Genomic DNA, 19,829 nt, shown 5'->3' on the forward strand with positions numbered 1-19,829 from the left:
GCCGAGACCCCATTTCTGGATTGCCGCGTCGACCGTTCGGATCAAGCGCGCCCTCGGTAAAAACGAGTTCAGTCGAGGCGCATTAAGATTGTCGATTCGGGAATGTATGTGCCTTCCAGTACCGGTGCACCCTTTCTCGGCGGCAGCATCTCGGCCACGCGGACGGTGGTCAGCTTGGGGGCAGGCTGCCGAAGCCGAGCAGGTTGCTTGCATCGCGCAGGTCCGGGAGCGTTACGATACCTTCCGGAAAGGCGGTTGGCGATGGCCCGCCTCGAATTCCGAGGAATGCGATTCCCAGCTCACAGGCAGCGGAACATTCCGTGATTGAATCGCCGACCGCCACCACGGTTTCGCGCGAAAGCCCCATGTGCAAGATCCGCGCGAAGGCCTCGCGTTTTTTCGTCGGCGCGCCGATGACCAGCTCGAAATAGTGATCAAGGGCTCGCTGACGGATGACCTCGACCAGTTCTCGCTGCGGGGTTCCGGAAACGACGAAAAGCCTGGAACGCCCAGTCGCTTTGTCAAGCAGTTCCCGCGCGCCGGGAATGAAAGGCGCAGCGAGGATCTTCTCAAAAACGATTTCTGAGAACCTCTTCGACAGCAGCGCCGATCGCTCCTCGGTCGGGGCGCGACCCACTATCTGTTTGTCGAAATGGTCGAACTTCTCCCGGCGTGAAATACCGCCATGCAGCCGCTGGTAGCGGAGGATGGGTTCCCTCCACTGCCGCCCATAGCCGGAATAGATTTCAGCGAATGCCTCTGCTTTGATCTCGGCAGAGTCAAGGATGACGCCATCGAAATCGAATATGATCGCTGCGGGTCGAGAGGGAAGATGCGGCTTATGGGACATGAAGGTGCTTGTGTGCCCACTCGACATCGAGGTGAGGTGCCAGCGGATGTGGATAGTCAGACGGCCGCGGCCAGGCGCAACTGCTTCAAAGCACGCGGCGGGCACGCTGATTTTCTCACGATCAGGTGCGAATCGAGCCTGACAAAGCGAGGGGGCTCACCGTTCGACAGCGAGCTGTGGAGCATTTCGGCCGCCAGCCTGCCCATTTCCTCGGCAGGCACGGCTATGGTCGTCAAGGGGGGCTCCAACTGCGCGGCATACTCTGCATCATCGAAACCGACGATCGAGATGTCCTGGGGAACCCGGATTCCGAGCCGCCGACTTTCGCTCAAGGCTCCAAACGCCATGACGTCGGTGTTGCAGACTACTGCCGTGGTCTCCGGGTATTTGTCCAGGATGGCGCGTATCGCCTCTGTTCCGTCCCGGATGGTGAAATTGCGAATGATTATATTCGCTGCCCCATGGAGATTTCTCGATCCGACGAAATCCTTGTAGGCGGCGATCCGAGCCCGCTGGCGATCGCTACCCTTTGGGTTGCCGGCAATCATGGCGAAATTTCTGTGCCCCAGATCGGCAAGGTATTCCATCGCGCTTTGCGTAGCCGCGTAATTGTCAAATCCAATGCAGGGTACGATCTCGTCGGGTAGATATGAGTAGGTCGTCACCACCGGGATATGCGGTTGCTTGAGATAGCTCACGAGCGCCGGGTCCTCGATCGCGCCAACCAGAAGAAGCGCCTCAGCGCCGCGATCCACCAATGTTTTGACCTTCTCGAAAACATTGGCGTGTTCAAAGCCAGTTGTTGCAACGATCGTCATATAGCCGTGCTGCGCAAAGCTATCCTGAAAATGATTGATCATCTTTGCAAAGATCGCATAGTCCAGGGTCGGGATCGCCGCTCCCACGATATGGGTCTTGCGAGAGCGCAGTGCTTTTGCCGCCGGGTTGGCCGCGTAGCCGAGATTCTGCGCAGTCGCCAGGACCCGTCGGCGAACATCCTCGCTGACAAGGTCAGGCAAATTGAACGCCCGCGACACAGTGGCTACCGAAACCCCGGCCTCGCGGGCAACGTCGAAGACGCCTGCCTTCTTCTTCAACTTGGGCTGTTTGGCTCTTTTGCCCGGCATAAGCCGCACCATTTCGTTGGCTTTTGTTCACCTATAGCTTTTGTCCTCGACTTCACCTCGCTTGACAAGCCATAAAACGCTCCAATATGTAATCGTTTACAGAAATTTCTATGTTGCTGCGGGTTTGGGCTTGACATCACCGTTCGGCTCGCAAAAAATGAAAACGTTTACATGAATGGGAGCGCCGAGGCCGGCTTTTGCCCCGCCTCGCATAAAAACGGAGGATCAACAAATTGACCGCGTCGATCAGACTGCCAGTGTCTCGTCGCAACTTCCTGAAGGCCTCTGCCGGCCTTGCTGCCGCCTTGGCCGCCTATCGCGCCTCGTCGGCATATGCGGAGGAAGTGACGCTCAATATCCTCAATAGCAATTCAGTCTGGGCAGGGGCCCTCACCGATCAGGTGGCGAAGGCATACAAAGCCGCGAAGATCACCGGGGAATCCAACCCTTATGAATCTCACTACGAAAAGATGCTGATCGAACTCTCTCAGGGTTCGGAAACGTTCGACATCATCACCACCGACAGCCTCTGGGTCCGGCAGCCGCAGCGCAACAAGTGGGCGCCGACGATGGAGGACATCAAAGCCGCCAATCCGGATCTTCCCGAGATCAAATATGGGAACGTCACCGAGGGATCGCTGCAATACTCCATCTACCAGGGCAAGCACTACGGCCTGCCGCTCGCCATGACGATTCCGGTCTTCATCTATCGCAAGGACCTATTCGAGAAAGCCGGTATCGATAAGGTGCCCGTCACCTGGGACGAGTATGTCGCGGCCGCCAAGAAGCTGCACAGCTCAGACGTCGCCGGAAACACGCTTTGCCTGGGAGGGCAGGACGCCCACATGTCCGGCGACTGGATGACGCGCGTCATGGGAATGACGAAGCTCGCGCCTACCGACGACGGCTGCTTCAACGATGCCAATGAGCCCGTCTTCAATTCGGAAGGACAGGGCGAGCATGCCATCGAAAGGTTGAAGGAGGTCTTGCAGTATTGCCCTCAAGGCGTCTCCGGGTTCGACTACCCGGAAGGTCAGTCCGCGATCGGTCAGGGAACCGCGGCCATGATCATTTCATGGTCGGACGCGCTCTCCGGCATTGAGGGCGGGCCGCATGCCGGCAAGTTCGGCTATGCGGTGGCGCCGACCGAGAAGTTCCAGCAGTCGATGATTGGCGGCTGGACCGTGGTGCTTAACGCCGCCAGCAAAAAGCAGGCCGACGGCTACAGGTTTTTGGCCTGGCTCGCCGACGGCGGCTACAAGTATTTCTCGGAAGCGGGTGAAACCTCGATCTGCTACAAGCCGGATCTCGAAAATCCGGACATGGTCAAGAAGATTCCCGGCCTTCATGTCTTTGAGGATTTCAAGACCCGCGGGACGCAGCCGATCGCGATCCCGCCTTATCGCCTGACCAATGCGGTGGAAGTGCAGCGGGCAATCTACGAGGAAGTCCTCGCCGGCGTGACTGGGCGAAAGACCCCCAAGACCGCGATGGTCGATGCCGTCGATCGGGTGGGAAAGCTCGTCAAGGGCTGAAGTCGCCGCCCGCAAGCGCCTGGATATTCCAGCGCTCGTAGAACAGGAACGCGCTGTGCGGGCAGATGCCCGCTCGGCGCCTTCGGGATCAAGGACCATGACAGTCAGCTTAGAGGGTTTGCCCGTCGCGACCGACCGGGCCAAGCGTGCCGGAGAGCGTTACACCGGCATGATCCTGCTCGCGCCGACCATGATCATCATGACGGTTGTCGGTCTCTTTCCGCTCCTGCACTCGCTCTATATGAGCCTCACCGGCTATCGCCCCTCGGATCCGGACAAGTTCCAGGGATTTGTCGGCCTCGCCAACTATGCCGATGCGGTGTCGGACGCCCAGTTCCTGCATTCGATCCTGCTGACGCTGCTATTCACCGTCTTGTCCGTGGGGCTGTCTCTCACCTTGGCCGTGCTGCTGGCCCTCCTCTTCAACGTCAGGCTCCCCGGTTTCACGCTGCTAAGGACCATCATCATCGTCCCCATGCTGATCACACCGATCGCGGTCGGCATCACCTGGCGCATCATGATGATGCCCGACCTTGGCGTGCTCAATTACGTTTTGAGCCTCGTCGGCATTCCGCCGCAGCCATGGGCCGGCGAGAAGGCCAGCGCCATGGCCTCGATGCTACTTGTAGATGTCTGGCAGTGGACCCCGTTCATGTTCCTGATCATCTTCGCCGGCCTTTCGGCCCTGCCCAAGAGCCCCTTCGAGGCGGCGGCGATCGACGGCGCCTCGCCGATCCAGACCTTCTTCATGGTCACGCTGCCGATGCTGAAACCCGTGATCGTGATCGCGAGCCTGCTCAGGATCGTCGATGCCATCCGCACCTACGACACGGTCTACATCATTACGCGTGGCGGTCCCGATTTCGCCACCGACCTGCTCAGCATCTACCTGGCAAGGGTAAATTTCCGCTTCTTCAGCCTCGGCTATGGTGCTGCGCTATCCTGGCTGACGCTCCTCATCATCCTCGCCGTGGTTCTCATCTTCGTGAAATACACGGGCTTCATGCGCATGGTGAACGAAAAGGAGGCCCGCTGATGTCAAGCTCGATCACGCGACGCGGGTCCATCCTCAGCGGCATCGGCTACTATGCGCTGGCCCTGATGGCGACCGCCTTCTTTGCTTTCCCCATCGTCTGGATGACGCTTTCTTCGTTGAAGTCGGATGCAGACATATCGGCATATCCGCCGAGGTGGGTTTTTGCTCCGACATTGGAGAGCTACCGCAAGCTTTTCACAGAGTTGAATGCGATGGATGCCTTGATCAACAGCGCATTCATCGTCTGCCTGGCCACGCTGTTTGCAATGATCGCAGGCACGCTCGCCGCCTACGGACTGGCGCGTTTCGACGTCAAGAACAAGAACTTCATCGCCTTTGAGGTTCTGTCGATCCGCATGCTGCCGCCGATGGTGAGCGTCATCCCGCTGTTCATCATCGCCAAGCAACTGGGGATCTTCGACACGCCGTGGCTGCTGATCGCCGTCTACACGCTGAACGGATTGCCGTTCGTGGTGTGGGTAATGCGGGTGTTCATCCAGGAAATTCCGCAGTCGATCGAAGAGGCTGCCCTGATAGACGGCTGCAGTCGGTTCGAGTGCTTCTGGCGCGTGACCTTGCCGCTGCTCTTGCCCGGGCTCGCGGCGACGATGGTGATCATATTCATGTTCGCCTGGAATGAGTTCCTGCTGGCCAGCATTCTGACCTCTTCGGAGGCGCGGACGCTGCCAGTGATCGCGGCGAGCTCGATCAAGGCCAAGGCGATCTCGTGGGGATTGGGCTCGGCCGCCGGTGTGTTGATGTCGTTGCCGATCGTCGTGCTCGTCCTGTTGATGCAAAAATATCTTGTCAGGGGCCTGACGCTTGGCGCCGTGAAGGGATGAGGAACGACGATGGGTATTGAAGTCAGATCAGTCTACAAGCGCTTTGGCGCCTTCACTGCCGTGAACGGCGTGTCGGTCGACATCAAGGACGGCGAATTCTTCGTCATGCTGGGTCCCTCCGGTTGCGGCAAGACGACGACATTGCGCATGATTGCCGGACTGGAGCTTCCCAGCGACGGCCAGATCAAGATCAACGGCCGCGACGTGACATATGAGGAGCCTCGTCACCGCGATATCGCGATGGCGTTCCAGGACTATGGTCTTTATCCGCACCTGTCCGTGTTCCAGAACATCGAGTTCCCTCTCAAGGTGCGCAAGATCGCCGAGGGCGAGCGCAGAAAGAAAGTGCATGCAACCGCGGAAAAACTCGGAATTGCCGAGTATCTGAATCGCAAACCTGCGCAGATCTCCGGCGGGCAACGGCAGCGCGTCTCCCTGGCGCGGGCTTTGGTGCGCAATCCCCGCGTCTTCCTGATGGACGAGCCGCTGTCGAACCTCGATGCGAAGCTGCGTGCCACAATGCGCACCGAGATCAAGAAGCTGGTCACCAGCCTCGGCATCACCACTGTCTACGTGACCCATGACCAGATCGAAGCGATGTCGATGGCCGACCGGATCGCCGTCATGCGTAAAGGTGACATGGTCCAGGTGGCAACGCCGCTGGAGATCTACGACAGGCCAAGAACCGAGTTTGTGGCCGACTTCATCGGTTCTCCGCCCATGAATCTGTTCCCCGCCCATTTCGACCGCAAGAAGGGAATTGCCGCCTCCGTCCAGCCCTTTGCCGACAGTTTGTCAGGAGAAGTCGCCGACAAGGCAAGCAGCTTTGCCGACGCCCAGGGACAATTCTTCGTTGGAGTCCGCCCTGAGCATCTCTTGATCGTTGGTGACGGCGCCGAGGGCGCCGCGTCGGCAAGCGTCGATTTCGTCGAGCCGCTTGGGCAGACCACCAATGTGTATGTCGACTGCGGTGGCCATAAGTTCATCGTCGTTACCGATCGAACAGAGGCGAGGGTCGGCGACGTCGTCGGCGTGCTCGTTGCGCCAGGCAAGAGCCGGCTTGTTGCGCCAAACTGACCGAAGGAAATGGATCGATGGACGTGCGTGAATACGACAATTGGATCGACGGCGGTTGGGCAGGCGCCGATCGAAAGGTGGAACGCAAATCGCCAGCTCATGGCAGGCTATTGGCCCGTTTCGCGCAAAGCGACGAGCACGCGGTGAAGGCTGCTGTCGGGGTCGCCCGCAAAGCCTTCGACACGAGATCTGTCTGGTCATCGCTGCCTGGCGCCGAAAGAGCCAAGGCACTCGGACGCTGGATCGACTTGATGATCCGTGACACCGGCCGGCTGGCCCTTATTGAGGCGGAAGAGGTTGGCAAGCCGATCCGCTTCGCTAAGGCTGAGATCGAGTGGTCCATTGAGCTCGCGCGCTACGCGGCAGCGCTTGCCTGGCAAATCCCAGGAGACCTGGTCTCAAATGTCGGTGACGCAAATCTGGGTCTTGTGACCCGTGAGCCGCGCGGTGTGATCGCAATGATCACACCGTGGAATTTCCCTATGGTGACCCTGTTCCAGAAGCTGCCCTTCGCGCTCGCGGCCGGCTGTACGGTGGTGATCAAGCCGTCGGAACTGACCTCTGGTTCGACGCTCGAAATCGCCAAGCTGGCGACGGAGGCTGGCATTCCAAATGGCGTCATCAATGTGGTAACCGGCTCGGGCCGCACCGTCGGCGAGATCCTGACCGGGCACAGAGATGTCGACATGATCTCGTTTACCGGATCGACATCAGTCGGGATCAGGATCGCGCAGCGCGCGGCCGAGCAGGTCAAGCGCGTTGGCCTCGAGCTAGGCGGAAAGGCGGCGAATATCGTCTTTGCCGATGCCGATATCGACGCGGCGCTGGATGGCATCCTGCTCGGCTACATCCTCAACCAGGGCGAAGAATGCGTCCAGGGCACCAGGCTTCTCGTTGAGGATAGCATTGCGGACAGCTTCCTGGAGAAGCTTGTAGAGCGTTCGAAGAAGATCCGCCTCGGCCTGCCGACCGATGAGCAGGCAGACGTCGGAGCGCTGATCCATGAAAAACACATGGATCAGGTGCTGGCATACATCAAGAGCGGGATAGACGAGGGCGCGACGCTTCTCCTCGGTGGCAACCGTGTCACCGAAAACGGCCTCGGCATGGGCTATTATGTTGCCCCTACCATCTTTTCCAACGTCACCCCCGACATGACAATCTTTCGCGAAGAGATTTTCGGCCCCGTGCTTGCGGTCACGCGTTTCCGCAGCGTCGAGGAAGCAATCGCGCTCGCCAATGACACGAACTATGGTCTGGGCAACGGGCTATGGACGAAGGACATCGACAAGGCGATACGCGTTTCGCGCGAACTTCGCAGCGGAACGGTCTACGTGAACACATTTCTCGAGACCGCGGTCCAGATGCCCTTCGGCGGCTTCAAGCAAAGCGGGATCGGTCGTGAAAATGGGTTGGACGGCTTGCTCGAGTTCACCGAGGTGAAGTCGACCTTCATCAAGCTTGGGAAACGCACCCACGCCCTGCCGCACACCCTGACAGCCTCGGCAAGATCGTAAGGAGTGCTCCGGTGACGGATAAGAAGGCGTTTGACTATATCGTCATAGGTTCCGGCTCGGCAGGCTCCGTGATCGCGTCCCGGCTGGCCGAGGACCCGTCGACCACGGTTCTGCTCCTGGAAGCGGGGCCGTCCGATCAGCACATCTATATCCGGATGCCGGCGGCCCTTGGTTTTCCGCTGATGAACGACCGCTTCAACTGGTTCTACAATTCGGAGCCGGAACCGCACTTGCAGGGGCGGGTCATACATGAGGCGAGAGGGCGCGTGCTGGGCGGCTCGTCCTCAATCAATGGCATGAATTGGGTCCGCGGCAATCCTTGGGACTATGACAACTGGGCAAGCATCGGAGCTGACGGATGGTCCTATGCACAATGTCTGCCCTATTTCAAGAAAGCCGAGACATTCGACAAGGGAGCGAACGCTTATCGCGGCGGCTCCGGGCCGATGCGGATCGAGACCTGCAAGGCGGAAAATCCTCTCTACCACGCCTTCCTGCGGGCGGGGGTGGAGAGCGGTCTAAAGCATGTTGCTGACCACAATGCGTATCAGCAGGAAGGTGTTCACATCACCCAGCGCAACGTCCATGACGGCATTCGCTGGAGCACCTCGCAGGCCTATATTCATGCCCAGCCCCGCAAGCCCAACCTCACCGTACTCACCGGCGCGAGGGTCACGGGCATCGAAACGAGCAATAAGCGCGTCGTTCGGGTTGCTGTGACCACAAAAGCCGGCGCCCAGCAATTTGAGCCGGAACGCGAAACAATCCTGTGCGGGGGAGCGCTGAATTCCCCGCAACTGCTGCTGCTGTCCGGCATTGGTCCTGCCGATGACCTCAGGAAGGCTGGGATTGCGCTCAAACATCATCTGCCCGGCGTCGGACGCGGGCTGAAGGACCATGTCGCGGCCCCTGTCATGTACCGTGCGACCAAGAACGTGTCGGCCGCAAAGGAACTCTCCACCTTCGGCAAGGCGAAGCTCGGACTCCAGTGGCTCCTCTTCAAGAAGGGACTTGGCGCGACCAATTTCTTCGAGGTGGGTACCTTCATGCGCACGAGGGAAGAGGAGACGATACCCAACGTCCAGTTCGAGTTCGTGCCAATGCTGGGTGAATTCCAGCACGGCAATGTCAAGCTCGAGAATGGCTTCCAGTATTTCCTAAGTCTGATGAGGCCCAAAAGCGAGGGACGCGTCTGGGTCGAGTCGGCCGATCCAAGGGCGGCGCCGAAATTTGTGTTCAACTATCTCGAGCACCCTGACGACATGCTGCAGGCGGTTCAGGCTGTGAAGGCGATCCGCAACGTGGTCCGTCAGAAAGCATGGGACGAGTTTCGCGGCGTGGAAGAAACGCCTGGCCCTTCGATCGCCACCGACGACGATATCGCCAATTGGCTGCGCGGTATTGCCGGCACCAACTACCATCCATGCTGCACCTGCAGAATGGGCGAGGGGGACGACGCGGTCGTCGACAAGGAAGCAAAGGTACATGGCATTGAGGGCCTGAGGGTGGTTGATGCCTCGATCATGCCCGAGATCGTCAGCGGCAACCTCAACGCCCCGGTCATCATGATGGCTGAAAAAGTCGCGGACGCCATTCGCGGGATAGCGCCGTTGCCCGCCGACCCGCAGCCTTACCACACCGCCTGAGGAGCACGAGCATCAAATGCAGCAAGCGCTTGATCTATAGCATGAAAACGATTACAACTATGGAAACCCATAGTTGGCAATGTGGTTCCGGATCGCTGGTTGCTAACAGGAAGTATACAGCGAAATCTATAGCTTATGGCGTCAAGTCATTCCCAGGCGGAATGAGGTAGCGCCGCAAGTTCAACGGTCAAATCAGTCGCGCTAAAGGAGCAAAGACGTGAGTGAACTAAAAGGCATCTGCGTGCCGATCTGCACGCCATTCAAGGACAATGGCGCTGCGCTCGACGAGGGCGCATTGGCGGCAAATATAGACTCGCTGATCGACGCGGGGATTCACATCATCGCCGTGAATGGTGGGACCGGAGAGTTTCCTTTCCTCACTGAGACCGAGAAGCGGCGCATCGCCGAAATCGCGGGCAAGCGGATCAATGGCCGGGCCAAGCTTATTGTCCAGACGTCTGCCCTGCGCACCGAAGACGCGATCGACAATTCGAAGCACGCGCGGGACGCTGGCGCGGACGCGTTACTCATCCTGCCGCCCTTCTTCGAGGGGCCAGGCGAACCGGGAGTGCGCTACCACTACGAGCAGATTTCCAAGGCCGTCGCGACCCCCATCATGGTCTACAACATTCCCCAGTACACCGGCTTCGACATCACGCCTGATGTCTTCAAGCGCTTCAGCGAGATCGACAACGTCAAATACATCAAGGACAGCACGTCGAACATGATGCGCATCGATCAACTCTCGGCCCAGGGCGCCAAGGTGTTCAATGGTTGCGACTATCTGAATTTCTACAGCCTTGTCAGCGGCGCGCCCGGCGTCTTCACCGGATCCGGCAACGCCGTCCCGAAGCAGCTGGTCAAGCTCTACGATCTCGTTCAAGCCAGGAACCTCGCCGAGGCGGCGGCTCTTTGGCTGAAGCTGCGCCCGCTGTCGCTGCTGCTTTGGACGTCTCCTTTCAACCCCGTCGCCAAGGCAGCGAGCACCAAGACGGGACGCCCCGTCGGCGAGTGCCGGCTTCCTGTCCTGCCGCTCACCGAGGCGGAGGTGAAGCTGGTCGACGAAGCCCTCGGCGCCGCCGCCTGAGGCGAGCGCCCTTGTCCCGGGGACACCGTCTCCCCGGGGCAGGCCTGGATGCCGTCGGCCGGCTGCGGCATGCTTGGGATTTACCGGCCGTCATTCGGATGCACCCTCGGATCGCCTCGCACCGACTGAACAAGGAGGATGACACATGCGGTTATCGCGGATGATCAACGTTGTCGGCGCCCATGCTGAAGGCGAGCCCAACGACGTCATCACCGGTGGCGTCATTGACGTTCCTGGCAAGACGATGTTCGAAAAGGCGCGCTGGCTGGAGACAAAGGGCGACGATCTTCGCGCGTTCCTTCTCCACGAGCCGCGCGGCAAAGTCACGCTGTGCACCAACCTCGTCCTGCCCTCGTCCAACCCTAACGCCCAGATGGGGTACGTGATCATCGAGCCGGCGTCCTATCCGCCGATGTCGGGGACAAACACCATCTGCACGGTGACCGTGCTGCTTGAGACGGGCGTCATCGCCATGCAGGAGCCCGTCACCAAATTGGCGCTCGAGGCGCCGGCGGGGCTGATCGAGGTCGAAGCGCAATGCCGCAACGGAAAATGCGAAAGCGTGAAGTTCCGTAACCAGCCGTCCTTCGTCATGCATCGCGACCGGATGATCGAGGTCGCTGGCATTGGCTCTCTTCGCGTCGACGTCTCCTATGGCGGGATGATCTACGTGATCGTCGATGCCCGCGACTGCGGCTTCGCGATTGAGCCGTCGGAAGCGCGCGACCTGTCCGACGTCGGGGAAAAGATCAAGCGCGCGGCGGCCGAGCAGCTGCCTTCCATCCATCCTGAAAACCCGGCAATTCACACCATAAACCAGACACTTTTCGCCGGCCCGCTCACGGTCAGCGACCGGGTAAAGACATCGCGCAACGGCGTGATCGTCTCGCCTGGCCGCCTCGACCGCTCGCCCTGTGGCACCGGGACTTGCGCGCGGCTGGCGCTCCTCCATGCCCGCGGCGAGATCGCGCCCGGCGAAAAATTCATCCACGAATCGATCATCGGGACAAAGTTCGAGGGCGAGATATTTCAGACTTCTAAGGTGGGCGACCTCGATGCCGTCTCCGTCGCGATCAGCGGGCGGGCCTGGATCACCGGCTTCCACCAGTTTGTGCTCGATCCGAGCGATCCATTCCCCACCGGGTACACGCTTTCCGACACCTGGCCCAGCGCCTGATCAACACCCTTCAATGCGATCTGCAGGAGTTTAACATGAATGTCCACACAGACTTCCACGCTGAAGCCAAGACACTGAAATTCGAGACCAGGGCCTTCATTGATGGCGCCTATGTCGCGGCCAAATCGGGCGAGACCTTCGAGACGGTGAATCCGGCAACAGGCAAGTTGCTGGCCAACGTGGCTGCCGGCGGGGCGGAGGACGTCGATCTCGCGGTCAAGGCGGCGCGCCGCAGCTTCGAAGCCGGCACCTGGTCGGGCCTGCCGCCGCGAGAACGCAAGAAAGTCCTGCTGCGCTTTGCGGATCTGATCGAGAAACACAGCGCCGAGCTGGCGCTCATCGAAACGCTCGACTGCGGGAAGCCTATCAACGATTCCATCAATGTCGACTTGCCCGACTCCATCGAGACATTGCGCTGGCATGCGGAGGCGACCGACAAGATCTACGACCAGGTGTCTCCGGCGCCACGCGACGTCGTGTCGATGATCGTGCGCGAGCCGATCGGCGTCGTCGGCGGCGTGATCCCCTGGAACTTCCCGCTATTCGTCGCCATGTGGAAGCTGGCGCCCGCCCTGGCCGGGGGCAACTCCCTGGTCCTGAAGCCGGCCGAGCAGACATCCCTGTCATTGATCAGGCTGGCGGCGCTGGCATCCGAGGCAGGCATACCTGATGGCGTGTTCAACGTCGTTCCTGGCCTGGGACCGACTGCCGGTCAGGCCATAGGCCTCCACAGAGACATCGATTGCGTCAGCTTCACGGGATCGGGAGAGGTGGGTCGGCTATTCCTCAAATATTCGGCAGACTCAAACATGAAGCGCATCATCCTCGAGTGCGGCGGCAAGAGCCCTGCCATCGTGATGGGCGATGTCAGGAATTTCGCTCCGATAGTCGAGAACGTCGCGACCGGGATTCTTTTCTGCCAGGGCGAGAACTGCTCGGCCGGCTCGCGCCTCATCGTCCATGAGAGCATCAAGGACCGCCTGCTCGAGGAATTGAAGCCAGTCTTCCAATCCTGGACTGTTGGCGACCCGCTCGAGCGCACAACGCGCATTGGAGCCATGATCGAGCAGGAGCATCTTGCCAAGGTGCTCTCCTACATCGAAACCGGACGCAAGGAAGGCGCCAGGATCGCCCTGGGCGGAAGCCAGATACTGGCGGGTACGGGCGGCAGCTTCGTCGAGCCGACCATTTTCGATGGTGTTTCCAACAATATGAAGATCGCCCGTGAGGAAATCTTCGGCCCGGTGCTGTCGGTGATCACTTTCAAGGATGAGGCTGAGGCGGTGCGCCTGGCAAACGACACCAACTACGGCCTCGCCGCGTCCCTCTATACCGACGATCTCAACACCGCCCACCGCGTCGCCAAGCAAATCCGCGCAGGAACTGTTTCGGTGAACTGCTATTCGGAAGGCGACTTTGCCGTGCCGTTTGGCGGCTACAAGGAGTCCGGCTTCGGCGGCAAGGACAAGGGCCTGGCCGCGCACGATCAGTACACGGAGACGAAAGCCGTGTGGATCCAACTGCGCTGACGACATCGCCTGGCCAGCGTCTGCGCTGGCCAGCACATTCCCGATCGGGAACTGAACGCGCCTGCGGCTTCGCAGGTGGATCCCCATTGCTTTGAGGTAGGCTGATGACGTCCAAAGAAACGCTAAGGGCAGAGCGGCTTGCCGCGCTGCGGCTGACGGCCGCCGGGCGCCCAAGACGAACCGCCAACCCATTTTTTGGCGTCGGCCCCATCACCGACCTCACCGCCGACGAGGTTGATGCGCGGCTCCTGCGTTTCGAGTTCGATGCCTGGCTGGAACGCAACTACAGGAAGCTCGACGACAGAGGCAACGATATCGGCCCCTTCACCACCGCGGAGATCGGCCGCAGCATGCATCGCGGCTATCCGGCCGACAAGATCCTGCTCGACATGATGCGCGAGATACATCGCTACTTCGGGTTCCCCAAGTCGAACCAGATGGCGGTCGGACTTGGAGGAGGACATAGCGGCTTCACCGCTTGCGTCATGCACCTGATGAACGCGAGCAACGACAAGCAAGGGGTCTACGTCGATACGCCAGCGCCGGAATCGGAAGCGGCAGGCTCCGGCGGCTTCTTCCGCCAGTCTTGGGGTGCCCAGCTTGTCGAACTGCATCGCTATTCAAAGCGAGGCGACGAACGGCGCGTACACTTCTCGCCAACAGAAGGGACCATTCCATCCGCCGGCTATCTGCGCGGCTTGGGGATCGAACTCTTCATCGGCGTCGGTCATGAAACGACTGGCGCCACCACCTACACATCGCAGGATATCTCCAACCTCCTGGAATGGCTCCGCAGCGACCCAGAAAACCATCACGCCGTCCTGGACGCCACATCGCTGCTTGGAGCAATGCCTTGGGGCGACCACGTCGTGCGGGAACTTCTGGCAAGGACCTGCATGTTCATGCCGTTCCAGAAGGCGATCGGCGGCGTCTCCGGTTACTTTGTCGCGACGTTCACGCTGCAAGCGCTGCGGCTGATCGAGCGCAACCAGCGGGATCCTTCCTGGGCAATTCCTCGCCAGCTCAAAATCGCTGTGCCGGCAGATCCCAAACGGCCTTTGAGCGGCGATCGCTCGGTCGCGGTCGGACCGCTTTACGATCCGCAGGGCGACAAGATGCTGGGCGGCGTTATCAATACCTACTCCGCGCTCGCATTCGCAGAGACGACTTTCGGCCTACTGCGCTCCGAGAGGCGGCTCGGCTCGGTGGAGAATCTCAATCGACGCTCAACAGCCAATCGGGACGCCATCAACGAGTGGGTGTCGCGCAGTCCGGTGCTTCGGCTCAGCGTCCCCGAGCCTGAACGCCGCGGCGCCGCTGTGACGCTGTTGAAGGTGGTGGACCCAGCCTTGGAGAGTTCGGGTCTGCACGCACGCATCATTGCGCGCTCCAAGCAACTGCTTGGCTACGAAGGGATCACCCATCCTGACGGAAATCACGAGCCCGGGCTGGACGTCGCCCGTTACGTCAACGCGTTCCCGGGCACGCCGGGCGACTATCGCGCCTGGATCGGCGGGGTTCGCGCCCCAGACGATGTCGTCGCGCTGCTGGACAATCTGCAATATGCCTATCTCAGGGCCAAGGTCGCGGTGATCGAGGAGGAACTCGCCAAGCTCGGAGAACGCTTTCCTTCGTCACCGAGCACAATCGAGAGCGGCCGCAACGGCGATGCCAGCCGAACCTATACCGTGCTTGTCGCTGATCCGATCGGATTGCGATTTGGGCCAGAGGGCACGCTTGACCATAGCGAGGTGCGCGCGCACATGGAGGCAAGGGGAGGCGTCTTCCACCTTGGGGCTGTCTGCCGTGAAGCGCTTGAGCCGGGCCGCGTCCATTTCTCCTATCAGCCGGACCTAAGCACCGCCGACGAGATCCTGCAGCAGACCGACAAAGGTCAGTACGACGCCGTCATTGCGGCAGCTACGGCAATCCCGGAAGAAGCGGTCTTTTCAGAGGGCGGCGTGCGCATCGGCGCGGGCACCGGCAACATGCAGTCCAGATCCTGGGGAGGACCCAACGGCGGCGGCCCTGCGCCTTTGATGAACACGCCAAGCTTCAACAGCCGGGCCACGGCGCAGATGGCGCTCAAGGCGATGCTGAAGGTGGTTCCCGATCTTCCCGTCGATGAATTGCATCAAAGGGTAGTCGACGGGCATTTCGATACCGCGAGGAACCTCCGCGAATTCCCTACCGAAAAGATCGAAGGCAAGAAGGTCGCCATCATTGGATATGGCAATATCGGCAGGGAGTTGGCCAAGCTTTGCAAGGCGTTGCGCATGCGTGTCTGTGTGCATGCCCGCGCAATTCACCGCGAGTGGATAGAGGCCGAGGGCCTCAAATATGCACCGACGCTTCAGGACGCCGCGCGCGGCGCCGACTTCATAAGCCCCCACACCGGCCTCGGCGCATTCGACCAAGCTCGAGGACGCTTCGCAAATGTGGGACTGATCGACGGCGAGATACTCTCACTTCTCAACGATGGTGCCGTGGTCATAAATTACGACCGCGGAGAGATCATCGATGCTTCGGCGCTGGCAGCCGCCCTTGATTGCGGAAAGGTCCGCCATGTCGCGGTCGACGCCGACATCTTCTTCGACGGCCAGACATCCTCCTTCGTCGGCCCGCTGGTCCCGTATCGTCAGCTGGCTCTCAAGTTTCCAGGCAAGCTGGAGCTTCTGCCGCACGCGGCCGCCGACACCGATCACCCCTCTCGAGTGGCCGGCGCCAAACAGGCCGTGGATCAGATTCTCGACGCTATTCTCAACCGTCGGATTGTCAACCGCAAGGGCGAACTGCCCTCAGGCTACATCGACGGTGGATCCCGCACGGTTCCCGGCATCGGAAAGCCTTCGCGCGATCAGCTTGCCGCCGTCATTGCCGACCGGCCAACGCTGGAGGAAGGCAGGGCGCTGAGCGAGAGACTTGCCGCGATATTCGGTGCCTTGTCATGTGCCGGAACAGAGGCGCAGCAATCCCTTCTCACGCAATACGGCAGTCAGCTGGTGGAAACCGGCGCGCGCCTCAATAGCCTTCTTGAGGAGAGGGGGCTCTGATGCAGGCGCGCCTCTCGCTTGGCGCTGCCCGTCGAGGGGACGACGAGGCGCTGCCGGACTTCGAATTCTTCCGCAGGCTGGCCGATGCGGCTGCCGCCGAGACGCTGCCGAGATTTCGCACAAGAGGGTCGCATAATGCCAAGAACACGACCGACATCGCATATGGGCCCGTGAGCGAGGCGGCTCGCGCGGCCGAAAAAGCCATTCGGGGGATCATAGCCGCCGACTATCCAATGCACGCAATGCTGGGCGACCAATTCGGGCCCTCAGGATCAGGGCCGGTACAGTGGGTCATCGATCCGATCAATGGAGCAAAAGCTTTCCTGTGTGGGCTTCCGGTCTGGGGGACCCTGATAGGTCTCACGATAAATGGCCGCCCCACGATGGGCATGATGAGCCAGCCCGATACCGGGGAATGCTTCTGGTCCGATGGCACTAGATCGGTGTGTTGCTCTGCCCAGGGCGAGACGGTTTTGAAAACAAGTGGCGTCCAGCTTCTCTCGGAGTCGATTTGCCACACGAATTCTCCTGAACCGTTCGCACGCCGTCCGGGCAGGGGCTTTGCTCGGCTCGCCTCGTCGGTCAAATTCACGCGGTACGGCGGCGACTGCTACGCATTCGCCATGCTGGCAGCCGGCCAGATCGACCTTTGCGTGGAACTTTCCTTGCAAGCCTGCAATATCGCAGCGCTGATCCCGGTCATCGAGGCCGCCGGCGGTGTGGTCACCCGCTTCGACGGGGGCCGCGCGGAGCGAGGTGGAAACATCCTGGCATCGGCAAACGCCATCCTGCATGAGGCAGCGCTGCGGGTGCTCAATGACATCTGAACGACGGCCACCAGATTTGGGAATGTGTGGCAACGACGAGGTGCCAAAAAAAAGGAAGGGCAGCCGAACCGAGGGGGGATCCCGCCTATGGGGCTGGTTCTGGGTGGTTGTCGCGACAGCAGCCATGTATCTGCTTGTCTGGGTGACCCGGTAACCGGAACGGCTGTCGTGCGATTGGCCGCTCGCTTTAGAGGGCCATCAGCTGCTTCCACATCGCGGGCGCAATGGCGATGCCGCGTTCGGCTGCCAACTTGCGGGCGGCAAGCCGGCGTTCGCCTGGAAGGCGCGTCTGTCCGGCGTCGACCATCGCTGCGACCAGATCCTCGATCCGCTGCGTGAACATCCCAAGCGAGCCGGTTCCCCTGGTCGGATCGATCAGGATAATTGTTTCGCCCGTGTGAGCCGATTCCGCGCCGGGATGGGCCGACCAGTCGACCTGATGGGAAAAGTTGCTACCGGTCAACGCCCCGGCAAGAATGTCGATCATCATGGCGATGGACGAACCCTTGTGCCCGCCGAACGGGAGCAGCGCTCCGCCCTCCAGTATCGCCTTTGGGCTGCGGGTCGGCAGCCCTGCGGCGTCGAGGCCGATGCCCTCCGGAAGAAGCTTGTTCTCGCGCGCCGCAACCGCCACCTCGCCATGAGCCATCGCTGCTGTCGCCTGGTCGAACAGCAGCACCTGCCCATCCATCCGCGGCACGGCAAAGGCCATCGGATTTGTGCCATAGAGCCGCTTGCGACCCCCATGAGGGACGACATAAGTGACGCTGTTGACGACGCCGAGCGCGACCAGTCCCACCTCCGCGAATGGCTCGACATCAAGCCACAGCGGCCCGTTATGGTGGGCATTGCCGATGGCCAGCACGCACGCGCCGGCCGATCGGGCTTTTTCGATGGCTCGCGGCATGGCCGCTTCCAGCGCCGGTCTGGCATACCCGTTGCCGGCGTCCACGTGCAGGTAGGCGGTTCCTGCGTCACGAATGTGCGGGACGGCGCGACCGTCGACAAAGCCGCTCCTGAGATTCTTCACATAACCCGGCATCCTGAACAGGCCGTGGCTTTGCGAGCCATCGCGTTCGGCGCTCGCACAGTTCGTGGCCAGCACGCGAGCGACGTCATCCGACGTTCCGTTGTGCAACAGAATGGGTTCGAGCGTTGCGACAAGATCGGGGAAGCTGCGGTAGATTGGGGGTTCGTCCGAGGGCGGGTCTGTCATGATGATCGCGGATTGGCAGCAACCCGACCCGCTGCCTGTGATTTCGGGGCCGCCAACGAGCACGTCAGGTGCCCATTGGCGGCCGAGTGCCTGGCACAGCCTGGGAGCGGGTCCATGCTAGGCACCCAACACGATGGCGCGAGCTATTCATTGACGTAACGGCGTGCACAACCACGGCCAAGTGAGATCAAGACCTCGTGCTCAATCGTCCCGCAGGCCTCCGCGAGGTCGTGGTCGCGAACATTCGGGCCAAGAATTTCAACTGGGCTCCCCGGCACCAGCGCCCAGTCTGGAACGGCCGAGACATCCACTGTCAGAAGATCCATCGAGACGCGCCCGACAACCTGGGCTGCGAAACCTTGAACAAAGACGGTGGCGCGGCTTGAACCGGCTCTGCAGTAGCCGTTGGCATAGCCGATCGCGACGGTCGCGATCTTAGCCTGCTCGACCAGCCGATATGTCGAGCTGTAGCCGACCGGCGAACCGCGCTTCATCGTCTTGACCTGGATGATCGGGGCTATCACGCTGGCCGGTTGCAACATTGGGTTTTTGCGGCCGGTCAGCGGATTGATCCCGAACGTTGCTTTGCCGGGGCGCACCATGTCGAACAGATAGTTCTCTCCCAGAAAGACGCCAGCCGAATTGGCCAGCGACAGCTTCGCGGCAGGCAGCCCGCTGACTGCTTTGAGGAAAGCGTTCCGCTGGAATTCGCACCGCTCGAAATCGAGATCGTCGGCAGCCGAGAGGTGCGACATATAGAGGAGGGGAGGGATTCTGGACAGGAGCGACAAGTTCTCGCGAAGCCATGCGGTATCGTCCGCAAGCAGCCCAAGCCGGTTCATGCCGGTGTCGAAATGGATGATTGAGCCGAGGGGACGCCCAATCCTATTCGCCGCCTTGTGCCATTCCTCGATCTGGTTGCGGCTGTTGAGGACGGGAAGCAGGTTCGAACCGGCAAATGCCTCCGTTTCCTCAGGCAGAAAACCGCCCAGAACACAGATTTTTGCCTCCTGGAGCACGGTTCGAAGCGCCACGCCGTCTTTGGCGGTTGCGACAAAAAAGGTCCTGGCTCCCGCTTGCCAAAGCGCGAGCGCGCACGCGACCATGCCATGCCCATAGGCGTCGCCCTTCACGACGGCCGCGCAATCGGCATCTCCAGCAATGGCGCTCAAGCGCCTGTAGTTCTCTCGCACCGCTTCCAGATCGACGACCATCTCGGCCTGGTTGATCAGGCTGTGAAGGCCTTGCCCGGTGGGTGAGGATTGACTTCCATTCATGATCGGCGAGCCCGTTCCAGTATAGGAGCTTTG

At 60.7% G+C, this 19,829-nt stretch carries 15 protein-coding genes; 11 read left to right on the forward strand and 4 right to left on the reverse strand.

What is annotated here, in order from left to right; genetic code table 11:
• Positions 1 to 169 precede the first annotated feature (169 nt).
• Both EN852_RS13595 and EN852_RS13600 read right to left on the reverse strand, forming a co-directional pair.
• Positions 170 to 850, reverse strand: a complete 681-nt coding sequence (locus EN852_RS13595; RefSeq protein ID WP_189545910.1) for an HAD hydrolase-like protein — start codon at positions 848 to 850, stop codon at positions 170 to 172.
• A 56-nt stretch (positions 851 to 906) separates the two neighbouring features.
• On the reverse strand, positions 907 to 1,977 hold the full coding sequence (locus EN852_RS13600) for a substrate-binding domain-containing protein (protein WP_189545912.1): 1,071 nt from the start codon (positions 1,975 to 1,977) through the stop codon (positions 907 to 909).
• Between the two features lie 233 nt (positions 1,978 to 2,210).
• On the opposite strand from EN852_RS13600, the gene EN852_RS13605 reads away from it, so the two are divergent.
• From EN852_RS13605 to EN852_RS13655, 11 genes are all read left to right on the forward strand, one after another.
• Complete coding sequence (locus EN852_RS13605; RefSeq protein ID WP_135879544.1) at positions 2,211 to 3,512, forward strand: extracellular solute-binding protein; 1,302 nt, start codon at positions 2,211 to 2,213, stop codon at positions 3,510 to 3,512.
• A 97-nt stretch (positions 3,513 to 3,609) separates the two neighbouring features.
• Positions 3,610 to 4,548 (forward strand): sugar ABC transporter permease, encoded by a 939-nt coding sequence (locus EN852_RS13610; protein WP_127228018.1) that lies wholly within the window; start codon positions 3,610 to 3,612, stop codon positions 4,546 to 4,548.
• Positions 4,548 to 5,390, forward strand: coding sequence for a carbohydrate ABC transporter permease (locus tag EN852_RS13615; RefSeq protein ID WP_127228017.1), 843 nt, complete (start codon positions 4,548 to 4,550; stop codon positions 5,388 to 5,390). Before EN852_RS13610 ends, EN852_RS13615 begins: the two co-directional genes overlap by 1 nt.
• Before the next feature lie 9 nt (positions 5,391 to 5,399).
• Entirely contained in the window at positions 5,400 to 6,467 is a 1,068-nt protein-coding gene (locus EN852_RS13620; RefSeq protein WP_127875795.1) for an ABC transporter ATP-binding protein, read from the forward strand.
• Between the two features lie 17 nt (positions 6,468 to 6,484).
• Positions 6,485 to 7,984 (forward strand): aldehyde dehydrogenase family protein, encoded by a 1,500-nt coding sequence (locus EN852_RS13625; RefSeq protein ID WP_127875794.1) that lies wholly within the window; start codon positions 6,485 to 6,487, stop codon positions 7,982 to 7,984.
• A gap of 11 nt (positions 7,985 to 7,995) precedes the next feature.
• Complete coding sequence (locus EN852_RS13630) at positions 7,996 to 9,630, forward strand: choline dehydrogenase (protein ID WP_189545914.1); 1,635 nt, start codon at positions 7,996 to 7,998, stop codon at positions 9,628 to 9,630.
• 217 nt (positions 9,631 to 9,847) lie between these two features.
• Positions 9,848 to 10,717 carry a dihydrodipicolinate synthase family protein gene (locus tag EN852_RS13635; protein WP_127228013.1) on the forward strand — a complete coding sequence of 290 codons (870 nt, stop codon included), beginning with the start codon at positions 9,848 to 9,850 and terminating at the stop codon, positions 10,715 to 10,717.
• 145 nt (positions 10,718 to 10,862) lie between these two features.
• Complete coding sequence (locus tag EN852_RS13640) at positions 10,863 to 11,894, forward strand: proline racemase family protein (protein WP_127875792.1); 1,032 nt, start codon at positions 10,863 to 10,865, stop codon at positions 11,892 to 11,894.
• Between the two features lie 35 nt (positions 11,895 to 11,929).
• The gene (locus tag EN852_RS13645; RefSeq protein ID WP_127404834.1) at positions 11,930 to 13,423 is read left to right on the forward strand and encodes an aldehyde dehydrogenase; all 1,494 of its coding nucleotides are present in this window, start codon (positions 11,930 to 11,932) and stop codon (positions 13,421 to 13,423) included.
• Between the two features lie 104 nt (positions 13,424 to 13,527).
• The gene (locus tag EN852_RS13650) at positions 13,528 to 16,476 is read left to right on the forward strand and encodes an NAD(P)-dependent oxidoreductase (protein ID WP_127875791.1); all 2,949 of its coding nucleotides are present in this window, start codon (positions 13,528 to 13,530) and stop codon (positions 16,474 to 16,476) included.
• Entirely contained in the window at positions 16,476 to 17,303 is an 828-nt protein-coding gene (locus tag EN852_RS13655) for an inositol monophosphatase family protein (protein ID WP_127875790.1), read from the forward strand. Before EN852_RS13650 ends, EN852_RS13655 begins: the two co-directional genes overlap by 1 nt.
• A 187-nt stretch (positions 17,304 to 17,490) precedes the next feature.
• On the opposite strand, the gene EN852_RS13660 is transcribed toward EN852_RS13655, so the two are convergent.
• Together EN852_RS13660 and alr are read right to left on the reverse strand one after the other, a co-directional pair.
• Positions 17,491 to 18,582, reverse strand: coding sequence for an Ldh family oxidoreductase (locus tag EN852_RS13660; RefSeq protein ID WP_246694278.1), 1,092 nt, complete (start codon positions 18,580 to 18,582; stop codon positions 17,491 to 17,493).
• An 80-nt stretch (positions 18,583 to 18,662) separates the two neighbouring features.
• Positions 18,663 to 19,796, reverse strand: a complete 1,134-nt coding sequence (alr, locus tag EN852_RS13665; RefSeq protein ID WP_127875789.1) for an alanine racemase — start codon at positions 19,794 to 19,796, stop codon at positions 18,663 to 18,665.
• Positions 19,797 to 19,829 lie beyond the last annotated feature (33 nt).

The sequence above is a fragment of the Mesorhizobium sp. M2E.F.Ca.ET.209.01.1.1 genome (assembly GCF_004010375.2).
Taxonomy (GTDB): domain Bacteria; phylum Pseudomonadota; class Alphaproteobacteria; order Rhizobiales; family Rhizobiaceae; genus Mesorhizobium.